Source organism: Peribacillus frigoritolerans (assembly GCF_030676415.1).
Lineage (GTDB): Bacteria > Bacillota > Bacilli > Bacillales > DSM-1321 > Peribacillus > Peribacillus frigoritolerans_A.
The window spans coordinates 112,169-134,506 of the sequence record NZ_JAUUTW010000008.1 but is presented as its reverse complement, the minus strand read 5'-3'; the positions used below and the strand labels follow the sequence as shown (position 1 = coordinate 134,506).

At 42.2% G+C, this 22,338-nt stretch carries 27 protein-coding genes, 1 tRNA gene, 1 pseudogene and 1 riboswitch; of the genes and pseudogenes, 7 read left to right on the top strand and 22 right to left on the bottom strand.

Translation table 11 applies throughout. From position 1 onward, the window contains the following. Positions 1-63: 63 nt before the first annotated feature. The 5 genes from ybaK to Q8G36_RS29245 all read right to left on the bottom strand — a co-directional run bounded on the left by ybaK (position 64) and on the right by Q8G36_RS29245 (position 3,013). Positions 64-540 carry a Cys-tRNA(Pro) deacylase gene (gene ybaK, locus Q8G36_RS10400; protein WP_305159894.1) on the bottom strand — a complete coding sequence of 159 codons (477 nt, stop codon included), beginning with the start codon at positions 538-540 and terminating at the stop codon, positions 64-66. A 96-nt stretch (positions 541-636) separates the two neighbouring features. Beyond that, positions 637-2,181, bottom strand: coding sequence for a gluconokinase (gene gntK / locus Q8G36_RS10395; RefSeq protein WP_305159895.1), 1,545 nt, complete (start codon positions 2,179-2,181; stop codon positions 637-639). A 22-nt stretch (positions 2,182-2,203) separates the two neighbouring features. After that, complete coding sequence (locus Q8G36_RS29255; protein WP_370694033.1) at positions 2,204-2,488, bottom strand: hypothetical protein; 285 nt, start codon at positions 2,486-2,488, stop codon at positions 2,204-2,206. Between the two features lie 49 nt (positions 2,489-2,537). Beyond that, complete coding sequence (locus Q8G36_RS29250; protein ID WP_423806849.1) at positions 2,538-2,678, bottom strand: hypothetical protein; 141 nt, start codon at positions 2,676-2,678, stop codon at positions 2,538-2,540. A gap of 200 nt (positions 2,679-2,878) precedes the next feature. Further along, entirely contained in the window at positions 2,879-3,013 is a 135-nt protein-coding gene (locus Q8G36_RS29245) for a hypothetical protein (RefSeq protein WP_370694035.1), read from the bottom strand. 15 nt (positions 3,014-3,028) lie between these two features. Between Q8G36_RS29245 and Q8G36_RS29240 the strand changes: the two genes are divergently transcribed. Next, positions 3,029-3,172 (top strand): hypothetical protein, encoded by a 144-nt coding sequence (locus tag Q8G36_RS29240; RefSeq protein ID WP_423806848.1) that lies wholly within the window; start codon positions 3,029-3,031, stop codon positions 3,170-3,172. On the opposite strand, the gene Q8G36_RS29235 is transcribed toward Q8G36_RS29240, so the two are convergent. The 16 genes from Q8G36_RS29235 to Q8G36_RS29220 form a co-directional block, all read right to left on the bottom strand. Further along, on the bottom strand, positions 3,169-3,345 hold the full coding sequence (locus tag Q8G36_RS29235) for a hypothetical protein (RefSeq protein WP_423806847.1): 177 nt from the start codon (positions 3,343-3,345) through the stop codon (positions 3,169-3,171). The two genes, Q8G36_RS29240 and Q8G36_RS29235, sit on opposite strands and share 4 nt — an antisense overlap. Positions 3,346-3,507: 162 nt before the next feature. Next, positions 3,508-4,206: an ATP-binding protein gene (locus tag Q8G36_RS10385; RefSeq protein WP_305159896.1), complete on the bottom strand. Its 699-nt coding sequence runs from the start codon at positions 4,204-4,206 to the stop codon at positions 3,508-3,510. Beyond that, complete coding sequence (locus Q8G36_RS10380; protein ID WP_305159897.1) at positions 4,203-4,697, bottom strand: ECF transporter S component; 495 nt, start codon at positions 4,695-4,697, stop codon at positions 4,203-4,205. Before Q8G36_RS10380 ends, Q8G36_RS10385 begins: the two co-directional genes overlap by 4 nt. 2 nt (positions 4,698-4,699) lie before the next feature. Continuing rightward, entirely contained in the window at positions 4,700-5,284 is a 585-nt protein-coding gene (locus Q8G36_RS10375; protein WP_305159898.1) for a cob(I)yrinic acid a,c-diamide adenosyltransferase, read from the bottom strand. Between the two features lie 14 nt (positions 5,285-5,298). Beyond that, positions 5,299-5,673 carry a bifunctional adenosylcobinamide kinase/adenosylcobinamide-phosphate guanylyltransferase gene (locus Q8G36_RS10370; RefSeq protein WP_305275023.1) on the bottom strand — a complete coding sequence of 125 codons (375 nt, stop codon included), beginning with the start codon at positions 5,671-5,673 and terminating at the stop codon, positions 5,299-5,301. Positions 5,674-5,678: 5 nt separating this feature from the next. Further along, positions 5,679-6,296, bottom strand: coding sequence for a histidine phosphatase family protein (locus Q8G36_RS10365; protein WP_305159900.1), 618 nt, complete (start codon positions 6,294-6,296; stop codon positions 5,679-5,681). Continuing rightward, complete coding sequence (cobS, locus tag Q8G36_RS10360; protein WP_305159901.1) at positions 6,254-7,045, bottom strand: adenosylcobinamide-GDP ribazoletransferase; 792 nt, start codon at positions 7,043-7,045, stop codon at positions 6,254-6,256. The genes Q8G36_RS10365 and cobS overlap by 43 nt, the downstream gene beginning before the upstream one ends. After that, complete coding sequence (locus Q8G36_RS10355) at positions 7,042-7,617, bottom strand: bifunctional adenosylcobinamide kinase/adenosylcobinamide-phosphate guanylyltransferase (protein WP_305159902.1); 576 nt, start codon at positions 7,615-7,617, stop codon at positions 7,042-7,044. The genes cobS and Q8G36_RS10355 overlap by 4 nt, the downstream gene beginning before the upstream one ends. Continuing rightward, the gene (cobD, locus tag Q8G36_RS10350) at positions 7,590-8,663 is read right to left on the bottom strand and encodes a threonine-phosphate decarboxylase CobD (RefSeq protein WP_305159903.1); all 1,074 of its coding nucleotides are present in this window, start codon (positions 8,661-8,663) and stop codon (positions 7,590-7,592) included. Before cobD ends, Q8G36_RS10355 begins: the two co-directional genes overlap by 28 nt. Continuing rightward, positions 8,638-9,603 carry an adenosylcobinamide-phosphate synthase CbiB gene (gene cbiB, locus Q8G36_RS10345; RefSeq protein ID WP_305159904.1) on the bottom strand — a complete coding sequence of 322 codons (966 nt, stop codon included), beginning with the start codon at positions 9,601-9,603 and terminating at the stop codon, positions 8,638-8,640. The genes cobD and cbiB overlap by 26 nt, the downstream gene beginning before the upstream one ends. Continuing rightward, entirely contained in the window at positions 9,600-11,072 is a 1,473-nt protein-coding gene (locus Q8G36_RS10340) for a heme ABC transporter ATP-binding protein (RefSeq protein ID WP_305159905.1), read from the bottom strand. Before Q8G36_RS10340 ends, cbiB begins: the two co-directional genes overlap by 4 nt. A gap of 6 nt (positions 11,073-11,078) precedes the next feature. Beyond that, positions 11,079-12,134 carry a FecCD family ABC transporter permease gene (locus Q8G36_RS10335; RefSeq protein ID WP_305159906.1) on the bottom strand — a complete coding sequence of 352 codons (1,056 nt, stop codon included), beginning with the start codon at positions 12,132-12,134 and terminating at the stop codon, positions 11,079-11,081. After that, complete coding sequence (locus tag Q8G36_RS10330) at positions 12,097-13,068, bottom strand: ABC transporter substrate-binding protein (protein ID WP_370694036.1); 972 nt, start codon at positions 13,066-13,068, stop codon at positions 12,097-12,099. Before Q8G36_RS10330 ends, Q8G36_RS10335 begins: the two co-directional genes overlap by 38 nt. A 173-nt stretch (positions 13,069-13,241) precedes the next feature. Next, positions 13,242-13,416: riboswitch (cobalamin riboswitch) on the bottom strand. An 86-nt stretch (positions 13,417-13,502) separates the two neighbouring features. After that, on the bottom strand, positions 13,503-13,703 hold the full coding sequence (locus tag Q8G36_RS29230; RefSeq protein ID WP_305159908.1) for a hypothetical protein: 201 nt from the start codon (positions 13,701-13,703) through the stop codon (positions 13,503-13,505). An 83-nt stretch (positions 13,704-13,786) separates the two neighbouring features. Further along, the gene (locus Q8G36_RS29225) at positions 13,787-14,101 is read right to left on the bottom strand and encodes a polysaccharide deacetylase family protein (protein ID WP_305275020.1); all 315 of its coding nucleotides are present in this window, start codon (positions 14,099-14,101) and stop codon (positions 13,787-13,789) included. Continuing rightward, entirely contained in the window at positions 14,082-14,330 is a 249-nt protein-coding gene (locus Q8G36_RS29220; protein ID WP_305159909.1) for a hypothetical protein, read from the bottom strand. The genes Q8G36_RS29225 and Q8G36_RS29220 overlap by 20 nt, the downstream gene beginning before the upstream one ends. 203 nt (positions 14,331-14,533) lie before the next feature. Between Q8G36_RS29220 and Q8G36_RS10310 the strand changes: the two genes are divergently transcribed. The 6 genes and pseudogenes from Q8G36_RS10310 (at position 14,534) to Q8G36_RS10285 (ending at position 18,858) form a co-directional block, all read left to right on the top strand. Then, positions 14,534-14,607, top strand: a tRNA-Arg gene (locus tag Q8G36_RS10310). 176 nt (positions 14,608-14,783) lie between these two features. Further along, entirely contained in the window at positions 14,784-15,245 is a 462-nt protein-coding gene (locus Q8G36_RS10305) for a phage integrase SAM-like domain-containing protein (RefSeq protein ID WP_305159910.1), read from the top strand. Between the two features lie 852 nt (positions 15,246-16,097). Continuing rightward, positions 16,098-16,718 (top strand): annotated as a pseudogene (locus Q8G36_RS10300) (transposase); the annotation flags it as partial. A 749-nt stretch (positions 16,719-17,467) separates the two neighbouring features. Beyond that, positions 17,468-18,079 (top strand): DUF4352 domain-containing protein, encoded by a 612-nt coding sequence (locus Q8G36_RS10295; protein WP_305159911.1) that lies wholly within the window; start codon positions 17,468-17,470, stop codon positions 18,077-18,079. Between the two features lie 71 nt (positions 18,080-18,150). Continuing rightward, on the top strand, positions 18,151-18,663 hold the full coding sequence (locus tag Q8G36_RS10290) for a restriction endonuclease (protein ID WP_305159912.1): 513 nt from the start codon (positions 18,151-18,153) through the stop codon (positions 18,661-18,663). Positions 18,664-18,693: 30 nt separating this feature from the next. Next, positions 18,694-18,858, top strand: coding sequence for a hypothetical protein (locus tag Q8G36_RS10285; protein WP_305159913.1), 165 nt, complete (start codon positions 18,694-18,696; stop codon positions 18,856-18,858). A 956-nt stretch (positions 18,859-19,814) separates the two neighbouring features. Here the strand turns inward: Q8G36_RS10285 and Q8G36_RS10280 are convergent. Further along, positions 19,815-21,803: an acyltransferase family protein gene (locus Q8G36_RS10280; RefSeq protein WP_305159914.1), complete on the bottom strand. Its 1,989-nt coding sequence runs from the start codon at positions 21,801-21,803 to the stop codon at positions 19,815-19,817. Positions 21,804-22,338 lie beyond the last annotated feature (535 nt).

The window sequence follows — 22,338 nt, the reverse complement described above, 5'->3', positions numbered from 1 at the left end:
GGTGATCTTCAAGACAGCGTATGAAGAAAAGACCCAATAGGTGAATACCTAAAGGTAAACAGTTTATTTTATTAGGGCTACAGATTCCGCTTGTGTGACTTCCAGGAATTCTGACGGTTTTAAAACGATCTGTGTACCGATTTTCCCTCCACTTACGATGATTTCAGGCAGGTTTGTTGCACTTTCATCGATAAAGGTCGGGTATTGCTTTTTCATTCCGATCGGGGAACAGCCTCCCCGAATATACCCTGTGTATTTTTGCAGATCTTTAACCGCAAGCATTTCAATTTTTTTTGCACCTGCGGCCTTCGCTGCTTTTTTTAAGTCAAGTTCGGTGGCTACAGGAATGACAAAAACGTAAAGCTGCTGCGGTCCGTTATGGGTAACCAGCGTTTTAAAAACGGATTCTGGCGCTTTTCCAATCTTGTCCGCAACAGTGATCCCGTCGATCTTTCCATCGCTGGCATCATAACTCATCATGCCATACTCTATACGTTTGTTATCAAGAATTCGCATTGCATTCGTTTTACTGGCTCCCATAAGAAAATTCCCCTTATCGTTTTCTACCATTTTACCATTTTAAATACCAGGCAAAAAGAAAAGCACAGCGCTTATGCATCTGTGCTTCCCTAAAAATTATTCTAAATGACGTCTTTGGAAATCAGCGATCCTCTTGTAGTCGCCTTCCAATTGTCTGCTCACGGATAAATAAATCGACATTAATTCTTCATACACTTCAACGTTCTCTTCGATCGGGACAAGTTCATTCGTTTCACCAACCATACCCTCAACCTCATCAAGGCTTTCGATTTCGCCTAAAGCATATAATCCAAGAACGGCGGCACCTAAGCTCGAACTCTCAAAGCTTTCAGGAATTGTCACGTTTTGATTGAATATATCAGCCATGATTTGGCGCCAGAGCTTCGAGCGGACAAATCCGCCGCTTGCATGAATCTTCTCGGGAGCACCAGTCAATTCCTTTACAGCAATAAGGACACTGTACAAGTTATACATCACACCCTCCAGCACCGCCCGGACCATATGGTCACGAGTGTGATGAAGCGCCAGTCCAAAGAAGGAGCCCCTTGCATCGGCACTCCATAATGGCGCCCGTTCCCCTGCCATATACGGGTGGAATATCAATCCATCAGAACCAGGTGCAATATTAGAAGCCATATCCGTCAGAATCTCATAGGAGTCCTGTCCCGAAGCCTTCGCTTTTTCGATTTCCATACGGCCCAATTGATCGCGTGCCCATCGGAAGGTGATTCCCCCATTGTTGACCGGTCCGCCGATTACCCAATGATTCTCGGTAAGGGCATAGCAGAATGTCCTGCCTTTGGGATCGGTAAGCGGCCGGTCATTGACGGTTCTTACTGCACCGCTCGTTCCGATTGTCACTGCCAGAACGCCTGGCTTGATTGCGTTTTGCCCTAAGTTGGCAAGCACGCCATCACTCGCGCCAATCACAAACGGGGTACCAGCAAGAATGTTCATTTTTGCAGCTAATTCCTCACTTAAGCCTGAGAGGATATGCGTTGTAGGGACAAGCGTCGGCAGCTTGTCAGCCCCAATTCCAGCAATGGTGAGTGCCTCTTCATCCCACTTCAGGCCATTCAGGTTGAACATGCCCGTTGCAGAAGCTAGCGAATAATCCATCACATACTCATTGAAAAACTTATAGACGATGTATTCTTTAATTCCTATAAATTTGTCCGTTTCGTTAAAGATCCCGGGATGCTCATTTCTTAACCACATTACTTTCGTGATGGGGGACATTGGGTGAATGGGTGTTCCCGTCCTGTGATACAATTGCATCCCCTGTTCCGAAGCCTTCAATTTCTCCGCATAGGCAGCACTTCGATTATCCGCCCATGTAATGCTATTCGTCAGAGGGTTGCCGTCTTTACCCATTGCGATCAAGCTATGCATCGCCGAACTGAACGATATGAAGCCCAATTCTTGCTTTTCTATTCCGCTTGCAATCATAACCTCGCCTATTGCAATGATGACCGCCTTATAAATTTCTTCGGGATCTTGTTCCGCAACGGAAGGAGTTGGACTGTGAAGAGGATATCCCCTCGAACAAGATTGGACAACCTCCCCCCCTTTTGAAAAAAGAACGACCTTCGTACTCGTCGTGCCAATATCGATCCCCATCATATAACCTGAATGTCCCATATTTACATCATGCTCCTTTCTCTTAAACAATTGAATTCAATAGTAAGATCAGGATAAATGAAACGACTGATATAATCGTTTCCATAACCGTCCAAGACTTTAACGTTTGTGCGACTGTTAAATTAAAGAACTCTTTGATCATCCAAAATCCTGCACCATTCACGTGTGATAGAATTAATGAACCTGGAACCGATTGCAAAGACCAGCAATTTAATATAACACCTGGTATAGAAGATATAATCGGCATCACAATACCTACCTCAGCTGTCATCGCGACAGTTGATGAACCTGTGGCAACACGGATCATGGCTGCAACGAGCCAGCCAAACAAAATCGGTGAAATATTAGAGTTGTCGCTAGACTTGCAATGGCCTCACCCCCCCCGCTCCTATAATCAAGATGAAGGATGCAGTTGGGGCAAGGCAGGCGGACATGAATTGGTTTAGTTCTTCTTTATTAAAACCTCTAGCGCAACCTAATGTAAAGAATGAAACCAACCATGAGGGCGATGATTGGTTTTCCAATCAAGTCAATCCAATCATTCAATATTGAATCTTCACCAAACACAGCACCGCAAGCTCCGATCAACATTCAAAAGACCGGCATTAAAGTCGTGATCAAGGTAATGCCGAAACCTGGGAGCACGCGGTTATGTTTATTGGATAATTGTTCCGCTAGCCCCTCGGGTGCTTGTACATCATTCTTTTAGATATGCAGGAACCAATAACCGGACAACTAACAGGGGAATCCCGATTTTCACAAGGAATGAACCCGTTCTTTTTGCAATCGTATAAACAATTGGAATCAGTAAAACGACCCAACTTCGAAGCATACGGGCATCCCTGCCTTGAAGGCAACGATCATCATCGCCCAATGGACTTTCTATTCACTGAACTTATCCAAAAGGGGATTCGCAACCCTCTCTGCACCGCCCGACTCGACCATCATCTTTCCAAGCACGGTACCTAAACCGACAATGAGTGCTATCTAACCAAAAGTATTACCTACCCCTGTCTGAACAGCATCTGCAACATCCGGAATATCCATACCTGCGATAATCCCTAAAATGACGGAAGCGATAAGTAACGCAATAAATGGGTGCCATTTTGCTTTGGCTATGATAATGACTAGGAAAATGATGGAAACAAGCGCATAAATCAACAAACTATTGTTATGGCTCTAGCTCTATCCAAATAAACAAACATCTCATTCAATCATTCACTCTGAATAAGGATAAGGAATCCATAAAGGTAAGATCTCAATGAAAAAAGCATCGAACCAGTCCATTGTGAACTAAACTCGATACCTGATTCAGTCAAGAAATGATTATTCACCAATAAAAAGAGGACCGGATCGATGCTTGATTTCTTCCTCCAGTTGTTCAGGATAAGCAATGAGGAAGCAGGTGGATGGTCCTGATGATTTTTCAATATCGACATTATTACTTATGTGCACAGAAACACCTTCACCACTTTGATCCAGATGCTCCCATTCATATGCTATCCCTTTTGAGCCGACTGGAAGTGCCTGAACGTCTTCCATTTCACATAGGCTTTTATATAAAGATAATGGCGCGACCCAATCTTGCTGTTCCATTACTTCTTCTCCAACGAGCGGCCTGCCGATCAAAGCGATTTTCCGTAAAGGATGCTGCTTTTTAACGCATTCATTCTCTCGTTTACCAATCACCATAAGACCAAGTGCTGATTGAAGAAGCGGCATGTTACTTTCTGTGCTGCCAGTAATGGGAAGGTCCTCCATTCCCAATTCATTCAGCCCCTTCCTGACACCCCTGGTCAAGTCCTCCCAGGCTTCATCACCGCAGAAATTATTTAGAACGACGGATACTGGACTTCCGCCAACACCCAAACATTCCATGACTGCAACCCGAAAGGAATAGTAGCCAACGACCTCATAAGGGACATGGACAAGATCTTTGTCCTTCAGGCCGATTCCGCCGCTATTATCACTTGAAACAATCAATGATTCTGATTTGGAAAATGGTAAAATCAATGAATCACTCATTCTACGAGTCCATTTTTAAAAATCATTTTTTTCAAAACAGGCTCCAAGCGTGGCAGTAAAAGAGCTGCCAATACTACATTTACCGCCGTCGCGGCCGTTAATCCCGGAACCAGAAACGTGTAAAAACCAGGGCTGACCAGAAATGCGAAAGGCAGGGCTAGAATGAAGGCATTACCGATAAAGAAGAGGAAAAATGCGCCTACTTTTTTCCCGTTTATATATATAATGCCGAACATCCATGCGAGGACTGCCATTTCGACCATGATCAAAAAGTGGAATGGCCCAAGTGTCATGCCGCCGATGAACGCTGAAATGATATGACCAAGCCCAGCTACAATAGCCCCCGGTACCGGGCCAAGTATGATGGCCGCCAAAAGGGCCGGAAAACTATCCAAAGCAATACTCCCGATCGGGGAAGGGATTTTAATCATTGCCCCTACTGCGGATAAGGCAATGAATATAGCAATTGCACTAATTTTTCTTACATCCATGTTTACTCTTTTTCCTTTCTTTTCCCTCCACGGAACACATTTGCGCTACGGATATATTCCACATCTTTCACACCAAGACGGAAATTGATCACACGTGCAACAGCAAAGAAGTAATCCGACAAACGATTTAAATATTGAAGTGATAATGGTGAAACGGCCGCACCCGACTTGATCAATGAAACGACCAATCGTTCCGCCCTTCTTGTAACGGTTCGGGCAATGTGAATGGTTGCAGCCGCTTTTGAGCCGCCAGGCAAGATAAACTTTTCCAGTTCCGGCGCTTCAAGTATGAAGGCATCTATTCGTTCTTCCAAATAGGTAATGGCCTCATCCGTCAGCTTTTGTGGGGCCTTCTCGGAAACGGTTGCCAAATCACCGCCGCAGTCAAACAACTCATGCTGGATTTTCTCTAGATCAGCCAGTACATCCGTAAATATCGCTGAATCCAATTCTGTCACCGCAAGACCGATATAGCTATTCACTTCATCCACCGTTCCATAAGATTCAACACGGACGTCATCCTTGTCAAGCCGACCTCCGATTACGCTTGTTTGTCCCTTATCCCCTGTACGTGTATAAATTTTCATCCCAATTACCTCCTCTACTTTATTCGCTGGTTCATTCCATACCAGATGATATCAACGCGCCTTGATATGGATGCTACATCTTGAAAGACCCATCCGCAGGCATCGCGCCATCTGCGATCTCTTGCTTCCATCGGGACAATGCCCTTGGAAATATCAGAACCGATCACAATGCAGTTGTGTTCATCCCTTTCTTTCTCCCATATTCGCCAATCAGCCATGATTTCCTTCCATCTTTTTCGAATCGAATCTGAATCCATCATTTCTGCATCTTGTTGAACCCATGCATCCAACCCTTGCAATACAACAGTCTTGCCTTGAAAATCAATCAATTCCGGCTGTTCTTTTCGATAACCGGATAGCCAAAGGACATCATTTTCCAAACCATACAATTGCTTTACCCATTTAGTTTTCCCATTATAGGCGCCTCCTGTAACAAAGTGCAGCGTTCTCCCCTCCTTAAGCTGTTCCGGTCTTCCCATATCAGCTCATATCCCCTGCCATGGGAAATCCCCCAATCAAAAAAAGACTTTTCCTTCGGGGCATAGCGTACCAATAAATCACGAATTACCCCTCCATGCGTCATTAGGGCAAATCGGTTCTCCTTACAGGCAATCAATTGGTTCCATCCATTATTAACACGCTCGGAAAAAGCCGGATAGCTTTCACCCCCAGGTACCAGTGCCTCCATGGGACGTTCCAGCCAATTAAGATAATCTCCGTCTGTCTTCAAATCATGATACGTCCGCCCTTCCCAACTGCCGAAGTTCATCTCACGGAACAAAGGGTTTTTGACCGGAACCATATTTGGAAACAACAGTCGTGCAGTTTCCACACAGCGGGGTAAATCACTGCTGTGAATTTTTTCATACTGTGGGTACGAGCCCCTTAAGTCCAGTATTTCCTTTTCTCCTTCCGTACTTAATGGAGAATCGGTCCAGCCTAAATAGGCCTTTCGCTCATTTTCTACTGTCAGCCCATGGCGAAGTAGTGTAATAGCCACAATATCAGCCATAACCAAAGCTCAACCCCTTCCACGGATGCCCCCAGTACATCCCCCGTTATCCCACCGAACCAACTGACGATTTTACATTTTATATAAACCAGGAAAAACACCGCAGCCAGACACATGATGAAAAATAAGGTGACAAGCTTAAAATCGATGATCCAGGCAATCGCCAGACTTACAAGGAGGTACAGCCAATAAATGGGCAAACTGCTTTTCATTACTGCACTTTGAAAAAAAGCACCGAGCCCCTCTTTTTTAGCCAGCGGCATCCGGATGAGTAGATAACCCATCACACATTTGCTTAAGAGTGGAAGGGCAATGATCAAGAAGTATGTCCATTCATTTACCCTTTCGACAATTTCATAGATAAATATGAACCGGGCAGCCAATAGGACTATGACGGAGATGACACCGAATGCACCTGTCCTGGAATCCTTCATGATTTCCAATCGCCGCTCTTTATCCTGATAGGAAAAAAAAGCATCACTTGCATCGATCCAGCCATCGAGATGCAAACCTCCCGTTAATGCCATCGTCAAAAACCAAAGGAAAAAGGCAATCGAAAGCGATGACAATGGGGTCCATTCCACTAGTGCATACAAAACACCGCCCAATATCAAGCCTAGCAAAAGACCTACTAATGGAAAGGTTTGAATGGCACGGTGAATATATTTCTTCTCCATCGGAAGCTGCTTCTTTATTGGAAAAACCGTAAAGAACTGCAGGTTAATTAAAAATCCGATCACTCCGATCATTCCTGCATGCACCCTTTCTTCCGCAATGGAATTCCCGCTTCTACAAGATAGGCTTCATCGGCCTGCCCGACGATCGTTTGATGAAGCTGGCCCAGTGTTTTTCCGTATATATGGAGGAAATCATCCTGGAAAATCGGTTCCTGCACCAACTCATTGCTCACGACTATTAAACAGCTGGATTGTTTTCTTATCTCATTGATCCCGGTTATTATTTTTGAAAAAATGCTATCTAAAAATTCTTCTTCAAGCGGAATACCAGGGCCAAATAGTTCGTTATCAAGCAGGGTTGTCAGACAATCGAGCAGAATAATAGAATCCTGATCAATGTCCGCCCCTATTCTTGTAATATCCGTTGCGTATTCGGAAGTTTTCCAAGCAATCGGGCTGCTTTCTCTATCTTTCCGGTGCCTAAGGATGCGTTCACCCATTTCATCATCACTCACACGGCCACAGGCAAGGTAATGCAAGTTCCCATCCATTTGGAGTGCATACTCCAGGGCTTTTCTTTCTGCGAAGCTGCTTTTTCCGGAACGGACACCCCCGGTTATAAAACAGAGCCTTGCTTTCTCCACTGTCTTACCCCCTCCATCAGTGCTTGGTTATCATGTTCACTCTTCACTGCAAATCGAAGCCATCTTCCATCCAAACCAGGGAAATTATAGGTATGGCGCGGTACGATTCCTTTTTTCAGCAAAAAGGGGAAAAGGGATAGGGATTCATCTTTAACCAAATAAAAATTAACTGTGCTATCGGAGACAATCAACCCTTGCTCCTTATAAAACCGGAATAGTTTTTGCTTTTCCAATGCAATATAGTCTCTTGTTTTTCTCATATAGGCTTCTTCTGCAAGACAGATTCCCCCTACTTCAAGTGCCACATGGTTGACGCTCCAATGCGGTTTGTAATTTCTTACCCGTTTGATGATGTCAGGTGCCGCAAGCAAATAGCCTAGTCTCAAACCCGGAATTGCAAAGATTTTAGTCATTGATCTTAGAATGAGTAAATGTGGAAATACATTGATTAAAGAAGCATAACTAAAGGCATCTTCCGTAAAGTCATAAAAAGCCTCATCCAGGACAACCAGGCAATCCGCTTTTTGGCATTCAATGATCAATTCCCTGACTGTATCGCGCTTAAAAGAAACACCCGTCGGATTATTAGGCGTACATAAGAAAATTGCATCATATTCGGGTAATCGGGGAATCAATCGATCCAAGTCCAATTGCCACTCAGGAGCATCCAGCTGGTGAAAATCGACCTTACATCCCGCTGCCAAACAAGCTTCAGCATATTCCGCAAATGCCGGCTGAATGATTAGCACCCTTTGATTGGCTAATCCGTTCGCTACCAACATGATTATTTCAGCACCACCGTTCCCCATCAAAACGGATTGCTCAGGAAGAGCTTCTTTTTTTGCAATTGATTTTGTCAGGTCAATGGCATGCGGATCTGGGTATTGAAGGATTCCTTCAAAAAAACCCGACCACTGTTCCTTTATGCGTAAAGGCGGACCCAATGGGTTGATGTTGGCACTGAAGTCGAGAACCGATTCAGGCATTTCGATTTCCAGCGCTTTGTAAAGATAATGAGGATTAGAGCCATGAGAAGGTAATGTCAAGAATAAGTCCCCCTAGCCATAGCATCAGTAGAAATAGAAAAGATGACCGATGCATGATGGTAATCGTTTGTGGTATATGTTTTGCTTCCAATCGAACAAGCGGAACTCCCATCCTCGCACGGTCGGAAACAATTCCTTTGTACATATTCCGGCCTCCAAGCTGTATTCCCAAAATGGCAGCAACGCCTGCTTCACACCACCCGCTATTCGGGCTTGGATGTTTTTTTGCGTCATTGAATAATATCTTCCATCTGGTACCAAATCCATGATAGCCGGATTTCGAGCTCAGCAACATCAGGAACCCGGTGAGGCGGCTGGGAATCCAGTTGACGATATCATCGAGCTTGGCTGAAGCCCAGCCGAATTGCCCATATTTATCATTTTTGTATCCTACCATGGAATCGCAGGTATTAATCGCCCTGTATACCATCGCGAGCGGCGCACCGCCAATGGCTGCCCAAAACATTGGGGCTGTAATCCCATCACTGGTATTCTCCGCTACGGTTTCCACGGTGCCCCTGACTATTTCGGATTCATCAAGATCAGCAGTATCACGGCCCACGATATAGGAAAGCTTTAGCCTCGCTTCAGGAAAATCCCTTTCATTCAGCGGAAGGCAAACGTCCATCCCAGCTTGCTTCAAGCCCTTCTGAGCTATCGTGGTAGAAATGACAACAGCTTCCCAAAAGATACCTGCAAGCGGATGGATTCGATAAGCTAAATAGACGGTGAGACCAGTAATCAATAACACCACCGATAAGACGATGATCAACATGAAGAGTCCATTCCGTTTCTTATATGCCCCTCTATTGAATGCCAGATCCAACTTGCTAATCATCGTTCCTATCCATTTGACTGGATGCGGCCAATTTGGCGGGTCACCAATTAATAGATCAAGGAAAAACGCCAGCGTAACTGCCAAAAGATGATAGTAAATCATAGATCCTCAATCCGTTTCCGATTATTCTTTAATGCTTCCACTGTACAATCATATACACCCCGGCTGATCAGCTTCCCTAACGGAGTGATGGTGCCTGCGTATTGAAGCTTTGCCCCTCTTTGAGTTGCCGCAATCAAAATGCTGTCTGTCGATGTTCCTGTTGCACATGTATTTGTCACCTTATCCAAGACATGCAGATCATGAAGCGCTTTCACTTTTGCCTCGGTTGCAGTAACTATACTGTGGATGAAAGCCTCTTCTGCCAAATGCCCATTTACGAATATCCATGTATTTATCGTTCCTGGAGTGGAACTCCAAGAATGCCGATCAGCTAAAGAAGCGTCGATGGCATTCCCCACACCAGCCGTCACGATAATAAAAACCGAGAAATCTTCAGCTCTTAATAGCTTGAAAGCAACCGTATCGAGAAAGACAGCTGTCATCATCCCCACCGTTTCCTGAGGTTCAAAACCATGAGTTTTTAAATAGTCGGCCATTTCAACATGATGATCCTCGCAATCATAGCCATGATGGACGTGCCTATTCACAAAATATTTATGCCAGCCCGTCCCCGAACCAGTCACTCCAGAAGACATCGTTCTAAGCGGGATTGGAGAATCCAATTGAATCATCTCAGGTCCGATTGTCAAATACGAATCATCAATTTCCAATGGGGCAGTATCATGGCCATGCTTTTCCGGAACGATGAACATCTGCGGTTTCGGAAGGGCGGGATGTGGATGTTTTTCGATTGTCGTATGATATACACCCTGAATCCGTTCCTGTTGGAGCACTTCATTCGGCACATCAACAACCTGAATCTGCCCTTTCTCAAGCAACATGAGCCGATCACAATATAATCCAGCCAAATTCAAATCATGAAAAATTGAAATGACGGTCAACTTCTGCTCTTTTGCCATCTTCCTCATTAGATCAAGAAGATCTTTTTGATAGGAAAGATCCAAGTGGTTCGTAGGTTCATCCAAAAAAAGGATTTCAGGCTCTTGAGCAAGAGCCTGTGCCAGCAGGACCCTTTGTCTCTCCCCTCCTGATAATCGTTCAAAATGAAGATCCTGAAAATCAGCTACTCCCGTTTGTTCCATAACCCGTTGGACAATCGATTCATCTTCTGCGGACCAACTATGGAACCAACCTGATTGATGGGCATATCGTCCAAGGGAGACCGTCTCTTTTACTGTATAGGAGAAAGCTAATGAGGAATGTTGGGGGAGCACAGCAATGACCTGTGCAAGTTGTTTTGACGAATAATCCTTCAAATCCCTACCTCTTAACCGTACGCTTCCGCCTTTATAATCGAGCACCCCGCTAAGCATACTTAAAAGCGTCGTTTTTCCGCTGCCATTAGGACCAAGAATCCCGAATAACTCCCCTTTATGTACATCAAAAGAGACAGAGTCCAAAACAGCTTTGTTGTGATATCCACCTGTTAACCCTTTTACTTCAAGCATCCGTTTTTACCCTTCTCTCCGTCTCTTTAATAAAATCAGCGCAAATGCAGGTGCCCCGATAAGTGAGGTGATCACCCCGATCGGCAGTTCCGATGGGGCAATGACCGTCCGTGCTGCAAAATCCGCCAATATTAAGAATCCGCTTCCTATCAGCAATGACAACGGAAGTAAATGTTTATGGTCAGGTCCCCAAATCTTTCGGACAAAATGAGGAATGACCAATCCTACAAAGCCAATCGCCCCTGAAACGGCAACGGCTGCCCCTGTCAATGTCGAACCAGCTACCAAGATCCACATTTTCCGCCGCTTAACATTCACACCTAAGTGTTTGGCCCGGTCTTCCCCGAAAGTCATCGCATTCAATTCGCTTGCATTCATGATCAAGGCCAACGAACCAATAAGAAAAAACGGCAAAATGATCGCAATATAATTCCATCCGCGCATTGAAACGCTTCCCATCAGCCAGCCGATGATTTGTCTTAATTCATCACCCGTCAGCGCAATCATCAATGAAATGAAGGCACTTAAAAACGAGCTGAAAATGATTCCCGTTAGTATGATCGTTTCCACTTTCATCGATCGATCCATTTTTTTTGCAAATGTCAGTACACAGAGCATCGTGAGCACTGAGCATAAGATGCTCAATGCCGGAAGAGTATATAAACCGATGAACGGCATTGATATATTCAAGAATATTGTCAATACGGCGCCGACCGATGCTCCTGATGAAATACCTAATGTGTAAGGATCAGCGAGCGGGTTCCGGAGCAGTCCCTGAAAAGCCGCACCCGCAATCGCAAGTGATGCCCCAACCAAACCCGCAAGCAGCACACGCGGCAAGCGGATGTTCATCACGATATTCGTAAGCATCACATCCGGATCAGCAGAAATCGGCAAATGGAAAGTCTCCTTGCCGATTATTTGCATAAGTACGGGAATCGGTACTGGCACCGAACCAAAGGAAATGCCTATCGTCATTGCGAATAACAAAAATAACAACGCAATCAAATAGGCAAGCGTCCATTTAGTTTTCAAATTGGTTCGGATAGACTGCTTTGGCAAGTTCCTCTACTCCCTCTATTAAGCGTGGACCGGAACGGGTCACCAGGTCAGAATGAACATCAAAGACTTGGTCATTCTTAACAGCATTTACGTCTTGCCATCCTTTTCGACCCGTCACTTCACTTTCTGAATCCTTCGTATAATAACCATACGTTGTAATGATGACATCCGGATTTTCAGCAATCATCGACTCTTCATCAATTTTTGCCCAACCGTCCAATTCAGCAGCAGCATTATCCGCTGAAATAATATTAAGCATTTCATTCATGAAAGTATTTTTTCCAGGTGTGTATATTTCCGGTGATGGCGAAACTTCCACTAAAACGGTCTTCCTATCCTCTTCCTTCACGGATTTGGCTTTTTCCTGGATATCCTTGAGCTTCGTTTTCATATCCGCAACGATTTCTTTTGCCTTATCATGTTCTCCCGTTGCCTGTCCAATCATTTCAATAGACTCATAGACTTGGTCAAAGCTTTGTGCATCATTGACTACAAGGACATCTATTCCAGCATCCTTAAGCTGCTGTAAACCCTCATTTGAATTATGGGCACTTGATGCATGTGCAAGAACAAGGTCAGGTTTCATGGAGACAATCAGCTCCGTGTTCATTTCCATTCCGCCAACTTTTTCAATTTCTTTCGTTTCTTCCGGGTAATTATCATTGTCGGAAACACCAATGACCTTTTTACCCAAACCAAGTGCAAACACCACTTCCGTATTACTTGGTATCAACGAAACGATTTTCTTCGGTTTTTGTTCTATCGTTACTTTTTCCCCTGTTGCATCCTTAATCGTAATCGGGAAAGCTTCGTGTTGAGCATGATTCGTTTGCTGCTTTTCTTTTCCTTCATCAGTAGCGTCACTGCAGCCAACCATCATGCCTGCTGTAAGCAACATCAACAGTATCAGACCAAAAATTTTCTTCATTTTCATTCCCCACAATCTTTTTATTTAATTTCTTCCCACCTAATAAAGAAAACGCATTCCTGGCAGATGCCCCCAAAACAAAAAGCACCTCCCGTTAAACGGAAGGTGCTTGTATGGCAACAATATCATTACGGACTCTTTCTAAGGGTCTGCCACACACCTTCCCATCCGCGTAGGTTACAGGTGTACGAACTCTGGCAGGTCTCCTGGCTCATGGTCATCGTCAACGGCACCTTCCCATATCTTATACAGTGGTACACAGCCGTCAGCTCCCATTTACAGTGGCGGGACCGCGCTGGCATTTCACCAACTTCCCTTTTAAGTCATTAAGACACCAAATCGTTCATATGTATATAGTTTTCACTGCCTTCATTATACACCATGTAAGAATCGATTATTATATGATTTTTCTGAACAAGTTCGAAATGCCCCGTCCCCCTTCAATGATTTGAAGAATTTTCAATCAGTGACGCAAACCCATCGACTGATAACCCGAGTGGTATCCTAACTCGATGCAGGGCATACATCCCTTGGTCCCTTGAAGCTCCCCCAGGTTCGGTAGTGACTGCCATCTTGTATCCAGCTTCTTCTGACAGCCTGAGACTCTCTTCGTTATACCGGTCAACCGGATAGGAAAGCACTGTCGTGTCCTAGTCGAGGATACGGTCGAATAGCCCCTTCGACTGAACCATTTCCGCTTCTTGCTCCTCTGCCGTCTTGCGGTTCAGCTCAAAAGGTTGATAGTATGGCTTTCGATCGAAATCCCATTCCTGCTCATCTCCAACATTTGATTTTCAGTCAGGTGATGACCTTTATCAATGGACTTCCCGATCATGAAGACAGTTGCTTTCGCATCATTTTCTTTCAATATCGGGAAAGCCTCCGTGTAGCTGCCTGTATAGCCATCATCAAAAGTAAGCCAGACGCACTTCTCACTTGGCATCCGACTTTCGGTTAAAACGAGGAATGTTTCATCTGGGGATCGGAATTCCTCACTTGGAACCCGAAGGCCATCACCTTCAGAAATGCTGTGATACATCTATCGGAAGCTGGATCGCGGACTCGGCCGTTATCCAGTCTCCCATATCGATTTGGCCCTCCAAATCCTGCCCTGTCCCATTCTCAGCTGCTTCGACCACTTCAATGTCATCTTCCGCAATCGGTGCAGCCGTCTTTGTGCCTATACCCTCTAAAATCCCTTGTGAACATCCAGGTAAAATCAAAATCCCCAGTAATGCCGCCATCCATAAAACTCTATATTTTCCCACTATCATTCTCCTGATTTTTTCTAGCATAATAGTACCAGGAACCTAGTAGTTAATAAAGTATTCCATTTAATGATAAAAAGGGAAATGCAAGAGCTTAGTGACCTGTTAAGCATTTATGAGAATTTTTTTCATAAGTATGTGCTATTAGCTTGAAAAGTTTGCCTATAAGAAATATAATAAATAAGTCGTCGACTTTTATATATGTCCCAGTAGCTCAGCAGGATAGAGCGACAGCCTCCTAAGCTGTAGGTCGTAGGTTCGATTCCTATCTGGGACGCTAATGTTTATAAGCCCTGTTATAATGCGGTTTCTCCGTGTTGTAGCAGGGTTTTTTTCTGTTGGTATAACCGTAAAAGCCGTAAATTGCATGTAGGATAAAAGCATTTCTGTACGTAGGAAACAGTGATATTCCATTTCACTATTATTTTTCTATGTCTGGAGGTGCTTTTTTTCATGAAGAAACACGTTATTAAACAGCGTGGAACTGCGTTAAAGGAACGGAAATTGAACAGTAAGGCTACGGAAAGTTTCACGATTGAATACACACTGCAAGAAGCCTTAGATATTTTTCTCCGTGCAAAAGTTGCTGAAGGTGTCCGACAGCGAACATTAGGCGAATATGTTCGACACATTAGGTATTTAACGGAATACTTATCTGTTTATCATCCGTCTTTTAATTACGTTAGCGAGCTATCCCCTTCTTTAATAAGAGAATATATCACTTTTTCAAAAAATAAGAAGGCTTATGCAGGCGATGAACAGCGTGAGAAAACCACTACTTTATCAGTAAATACAATCAATATCAGGTTACGAACATTGCGAACCATGTGTAAATTCTGCGTTGAAGAAGCTATTACACCTGATAATCCAATGAAGAATATCAAGAATTTCTCAAGTGGGCTGATATTGGACTGACTATTTTTCTTAAAGAGGGTAGCATCATGGGGCTACCCCATATATAAGTTCTTTGAATGTTTTATTGTAATATGTGGTATCCAAATGTGGCAGCTACCAAAGAAATTAAGAAGATTGTAACCACAACTGCCAAGATGATAAAAAAATACTTCATGACTTTTTCTATTAATCTCATATAGACTTCCCTTCTTAACAATTACAGTTATTTCATGATTATATCGTAGAATCGCCCTCGAAGCACCCATTTATTCCCATTGAGACTTCTTAGACATGCCGTATCCAGTTTAAGCAGGAGAATGCCCCATACACAGCATAGCGTCCGGGGGGATACCCCTTCATCCTATTGGGACGTTAACGGATCTGCGTGCAGCCGGGAAAGGTCAGGGCAGGATAGCAGGGACATTCCGTGCTTTCTATCATTCTATCTTGATAATCACATTTGAGACAGCTTGAAGCCTTGTTCCTGCGTTACTTGCTTGCTGTTGTCATTTGTGTTGATATTTGATGACGCTATCGTGTGTTACCTTGCCTCTATGTGTATGGGTAGCCCTTCATTAGTCCACTGTATTGGCATTGCTGTTGAGTTAAGGACATTGGTCAACCCCACTGGTACTGCTGGATGGGTGCTGTTAAGTAGGTAGGGCTAGTCATTTCCTCAAAGGAAGAGACTAAAGAAATTCATAAAAAAAAAGCCCTCATTTCTGAGAACCTTTCTTCGTCCCTAATGCCCATGCAACCGGAATTGTAAAAGCAACCACAGACTCCCATTGTACGTGCATAGAAACTTCCAAAACCAATTGTAATACCAACATTCACCTAACCCCCAATTTAAAAGTCACCTTGCGGTGCTAAGCATACATTGGACAAAATCAGAAGCTCCCAGCACGTGTCATTATCCATCGTTTAACTGATGATCAAACGCAAACACGCCTAAAAAACCAAGCGATTCGAGAAAAGAAGAAAGGCATTGTCATGAAGGAGAAAAGTAAGCACTTGATGGGCATGAACGTCTATATTACGAACACATCTCCAGAAGAAGTCCCCACTGATTATGTCCATTCCCTCTATTCCCTGCGGTGGCAGATTGAGATTTTATTTAAAACATGGAAGTCATTCTTTGAAATCGATGAATGTAAAACAATCAAAAAAGAACGCCTTGAGTGCCACTTATATGGCCAACTTATCGGCATTCTCCTCTGTTCTTCTACCATGTTTCAAATGCGACAGTTACTTCTTAAAAAGAAAAAGAAGGAATTAAGTGAATACAAAGCGATTTATATGATTAAGGATTACTTCCCGTTACTGTTTCAAGCGATGTCAGTTGGCACAGAAGAACTTTTGAAAATTTTGCATCGCCTTTATCATCTACTCAAAAAGAACGGTCGTAAATGTCATCGGTATAAGAAGATGACTGTCTTTGATATTCTTGGGGTTGTGTATCAATCGACGGTGAAGGATAGACAAGCTGCCTAGAAAAAAGCGCATATTTGATAGGCTTCTTTGGCATGCCTGGTTTTCAAGAACTGGGTAGTTTTGGAACAATATCATTTTGTGCTAGTAATTTATGTTGTTAGCTTGATGGGCATGGGGTAGCATCAGGAAAATGCGAATTTACAACGCTAAGGGAATGTCACCTATTAAAAAAGCCGATTTCCTTCTCAAGGAATCGACTTTTTTAGTTATTCTTATTCAACTAAAGCATGCGTTGGTTCCATAAGTAAGAGGTTTGAAAAAATAGTAACAAAATCGCCCTAGGATCAGTCCATAACTCCTAACTCCAGCACCTTCATACGGCCTTCCCTATGGCCTGTACAACTATACTTCGTAACGGCATACGGCACACATACTATCATAGAGGTATGCACCAGGGGGTAGTTATAAGGTATCTCCCATACACCAATCGGTGTACCTATCACCACATAGATATTGACAGTAGGAAAGGGTGAAATATCGGAAGGCTACCATAGGGGGACGTAGGTACCTCCATCCGACCCCGCTGTTGGTTGGAAAATATACACCACGGTTTGCGAAAGTAAACTTACAAATAATGGTATTTTTATATAACCATAAACCGCTGCCGGGCTAATTGTGAGGTATTTACTAGATAGGGTGTCGCTGAGGTGGACTAATGTTCGATAAAAAAGTAATTACCTTACTATTCAATACAGGGATGGGATGGTATAGTATAGTTATATAGTCATAGTAAAGGGGAATGAGTTAAATTGAGTAAGGGAAAGAAAATCAAGGTAAAGAAGCCATTTTATAAGAAGTGGTGGGTATGGGTTCTAGCCATTATTGTGATTGCCAACATAGCAAGTGGCGGGGATGAAGAAGAGACTTCTACTGAAACGAAGTCAGATACTAAGGCTACTGAAACTACAGCCAAGCCGGAAGAGAAGAAAGAAGAGCCCAAAAAAGAAGCTCCTAAACAGCACCAAGTAGGTGACGTTGTAAAGGTAGGCAAACTTGAATATACAGTTAAAGGCGTGGAAGAAACGCAAAAGATCAGTAACGTTCTTGGAGACAAAACAACTGAAGGTAAATTCGTAATAGTGGAAATGGCAATCAAGAACCTTGATAAAAAGGAACGTATGGCCGATTCCAACATGTTCAAGATAAAAGCTGATGGCGCTGAATATGGTGCTGATGCTGAACTAGACATGTACGTGAATGAAGGAGGCATTGGTTTCTTCTTAGAAACTATGAATCCAAATATCTCGAAAACAGGTAAAGTAGTATTCGAACTTCCTACTGAAGCTAAAGCATACAACATTGAAGTATCTTCCGGTGCTGGCTGGTCCGGTGGAGAATACGAGCAAATCAAATTGAAGTAACACCCAGGGAGGCTTCGGCCTTCCTATTTTTTTACATAATTATATTTCCATTATAAGGAGTGTTTTCCAGAGTGTATTTAGAGGACATGATATTTTCTTTTTTCATCATTGGTATAGTGATGGTGCTAGGCACAATTTGGATTATAAAAGAGGAACTAAATGCAAAGAAACGTAGGAAAGAATGGGAGCGAAAAATAAGACACTCAGGGATTTATGAAGTGGACCGGATGAAGGGCTCAGAATTCGAAGTGTTCCTGAAATTCCTTTTAGAATCCCACGGGTACCAGGCCCAGGTAACGAAAACCTCCGGTGATTATGGTGCCGACCTGGTTCTAAGGAGTCCAGGGAAGACTATAGTAGTCCAGGCGAAACGCTATAGTAAAAAGGTGGGCCTGAAGGCCGTCCAAGAAATTGTATCAGCAAAGAGCTATTACAAGGCCGATGAATGTTGGGTCATTACAAATAACTACTTCACGGCTCCGGCTATGAAGCTAGGAAACTCCAATGAAGTGCTTTTAATTGATCGTGACGAATTGATTGAATGGATGCTTGAAGAAAAAGAAGAAGAAGGAATAGCTAAATAAAAAAAGTAGTGGATAGTTAAGGAGAATATTATGAATGAACGTTTTGCTGTAGGTATTATGTTCTTCTGTGTAGCTGTAGTAAGTGGCATACTGATTGATTTAGGAAGGCTGGATATTGTATTCATACTTCTTGTAATTTGTGTATTGGCTACTCTTCCTTCCAGATGGTTCCGCAAATGGTTTTGGAAGGACTAAAAATTTTAAATTCTGTACGTTGCATATGACATGTGACATCGCTAAATAAAAAGGAGTGGTTAATGTGGAAGCAATATTGAAATTTTTCTTATATCTAAGTACATTTGCAAACTATAGGGTTTTGGATAATGAGCGCAATGGTACACATATACACTATATACATAACCTTCGTGTATGAAGGATTCTTTTGGGCCATTATATCGTTCTTCTTTCCTGGCGTATCTCAACTAGTTTGGATATTTAAGCTTACCCCATCTTTAACGGATATAGCGTAGCCGTCATTGTGCTGTTCGTTATGCAATTTGTATTTGCCCTTATAAGTACGCTTCTTGAAAATAAAGTAGAAAAAATCGAAGAAGCTAAATAAGAGGAACTTATATGTTTTGGATGTGGGTTATGGTTTACGGCCTCCTGGCCACCCCTGTATTACTTATCATTGCCAATAATTACAATAGTTTTAGGATAGGGGCCGGGTATTTCCCCTCTCTAGCGATCCTCTAGGCCTCTAGTATACAAAATAGAAGCCGGAAACATTGTTTCGGGAACGTCAGACACTTTTATTTAGTATTTACGCATGGTATACGGTAAAAGCATGGAAATTGCCATTATAATAGCATTTATAAACAGTCTATACCCACTGTTAAGGAAGCTGTAATAAGCAGTGCCTCCTAAGCTGTAGGTCGTAGGTTCGATTCCTATCTGGGACGCTAATTAAAAAACCCTGTTACAACGCGGTTCTTCCGCGGAGTAACAGGGTTTTTTCTGTTGGTATAAGCACAAGTGATTTATGGGATGGAGGAAAATGCAGGTCTCAAAGCTAAATTAGACAAAGTGACCACTACTTCATCAAGCCATATAGATATCAAAAAACCTGAGCCCTGTAAAACACAGAACCCAGGTTTTTTATATCGCAAGATAACCAATATTTATGCTTACAAATTTCCCTTTAGCTATACTTACTTCTCAATCAAGCCTATCTCGTTGATTTTTTCTTCAAAAATAGGTCCGAAACTTTCAGAATAAGTATTCGTTAAATGTCTATTGTCCCGGTAAATTATAACATTGCCAATAATGGGCTGAAATTTACCGTTTACCTTGAAGTAATCTGTTAAGTCTATTTTATGCAATGATTTATTCTCTTTTTCAAATTGTCTCCAAAAGCTTTCGTCTTTCTGATTATCTGCTGAATTCATTTTTTTTGTAGTTTCTTCTAGTCCATCTGTTTCTAATGATTCCAATACATTAAAACTATATCTTGGATCATCACGTACCGCTAACACTTCAATACCATATTCATCTTTAACATACTGCAGCTGATCAACCATTTGTTGCTGTATTTTATTATTAGGCGTATCAGAAGCTGTAGCGTGAGATATGACAAGATCTACATCTTCATCCTTTAGATAATCCAGAACATTATTGACCCAGATACCTTTCAAATCATCATCCGAATAACCTGTTGAAAACCGTGTACCTGAACGAGTCATATTCAATACACGATAATTATCATCTTTTGTTGCTTTTAATATGGCACCTAACCAATGTTCTGAGTGGGAACTGCCAATCAGAGCAATTGTGGCATCGTAATTTTCAGTTTCGCCATATTCCCCAATTTTCAAGTCACTTTCCTTTAACCCTTGGTTACTGCCGTCCAAATGCGCTTTTGGTAAATCATCAAAGACTTCGGAATATGATGGTATTGGTTCTTGATCAGGTATATCGTCAGGGTTTTTTACAGCTAACGCTCCTGGATAATTTTTATCGTTTATATTATTTTCCAGCTTATTATGATCTATATATACTCCAATCAAAAGAGAGGCAATCAAGAGTACATTCACACTGCCCATTATTCCGAGTCTCTTGAATGAAAATTTATTGTCCTTTGAGCTTCGAATTGGTTCTTCTATATATCGAGTCATTAAAAAAGAAAGGGCAATTGATGAAATGATAATAAGAGTTCCGACGATGAATCCTGGAGTTTCTTGGACATTATAACGATAGAACTCCAATAATACCCAATGCCACAAGTAGATTCCAAAAGCGATTCCACCTAGCTTCACCATTACGGGTGAACCTAAAAAGCGTTTGACACCATATTTTGCATCGCGTGTACCAGACAAAACAATGAATAATGCGCAGGTCATTGGCCATAAGGCAATATACCCCGGAAACATTTCAGATACATTGAAAACTATTCCCGTTAAAATTAAACCGATTAATCCAAGCCACCCTATCACTGTTGCTATATATTTATTTACCTTAATTGATGATAAATTGATACAGAGCAAACTGCCTAAAGCAAATTCCCAAACACGTGTCATCGTTATGAAATAAGCCCATGGCTGATTGACAGAGGTTAAATATATGGAGTATATAAAAGAAAAAACAAATAATATTCCTAAAATCGTATTGATTAATGTTTTAACTTTAGTTAATTTATATTTTTTTATTAAAAATAAAATCAAAGTGAATAATAAAAACCAAATTATATAAAATTGTCCTTGTATAGACAAAGCCCAAAAGTGTTCAACAGGTGTTTTCATTTGACTGGAATCTAAATAATCCGTGCTCGAAAAAGCCAGTTGCCAGTTTTGATAGAAAAACATAGAGGCAAATACTTCATGTATAGTTTTACCTAAAATTGATTTAGGTAATAAAAACCAACTTAAAACCAGAACAATTGCAAGAATAAAAAATACAGATGGAAGTAATCTTTTCATTAATTTTGTGACATATGGCCGAAACCGAAATTCCCCTGTTCGATTAATTGTGGAAACAATTGAAGTGGTAATAAGAAAACCTGAAATTACAAAGAATACATCAACCCCGCCAGAAACACGATTAAGCCATATATGATAAACCGCCACCAGCAGTGCGGCAACAACGCGTAACCCTTCGATTTCGGGTCTGAACTTACTCTCAGTATTAATTAATTTTTGATTCATTTGATTCTATCTCCTACCTTTTGTCATGCATACAATTTAAAATTATATCACTTTACAATAATGATTTGTCAACATAGTAGAAAAGGTTCTTTAATTTTCACAAGTATGGATTTTTTTCCAACTTTTCAACCAAGGCCCCTTACAGAAAATGTACGTTGCCTGGGTACGAAGCCACTTAAAAAAGTTGCAGTGGAACGTTACTTTATGAAAAAACGTCAGTCTGCTAGGGGACGCAAACATGGCATGCTCCAACTGTCCGAGTTAGTTAAATCGGAATGTCCTAATTGCGATGAAACAACCATAAGAACATTCCCGTACAAAAACGAACAATACAATTCAAACTGTTTGATAGTAAAAAGAAGTCTGGTTTAATACGTTTTTCGATATTTATCTGCAGAAAAATAATGGGTTTTTGGATATAATCATGCTTTTTTTAAAATATATGTTTTAACCTGTCCCATCCGGGTATACAAATACTGTAAGACATTCTCACCAAAGGAGATGATGTGCATGATGAGTACAATCAGAAGCCAAT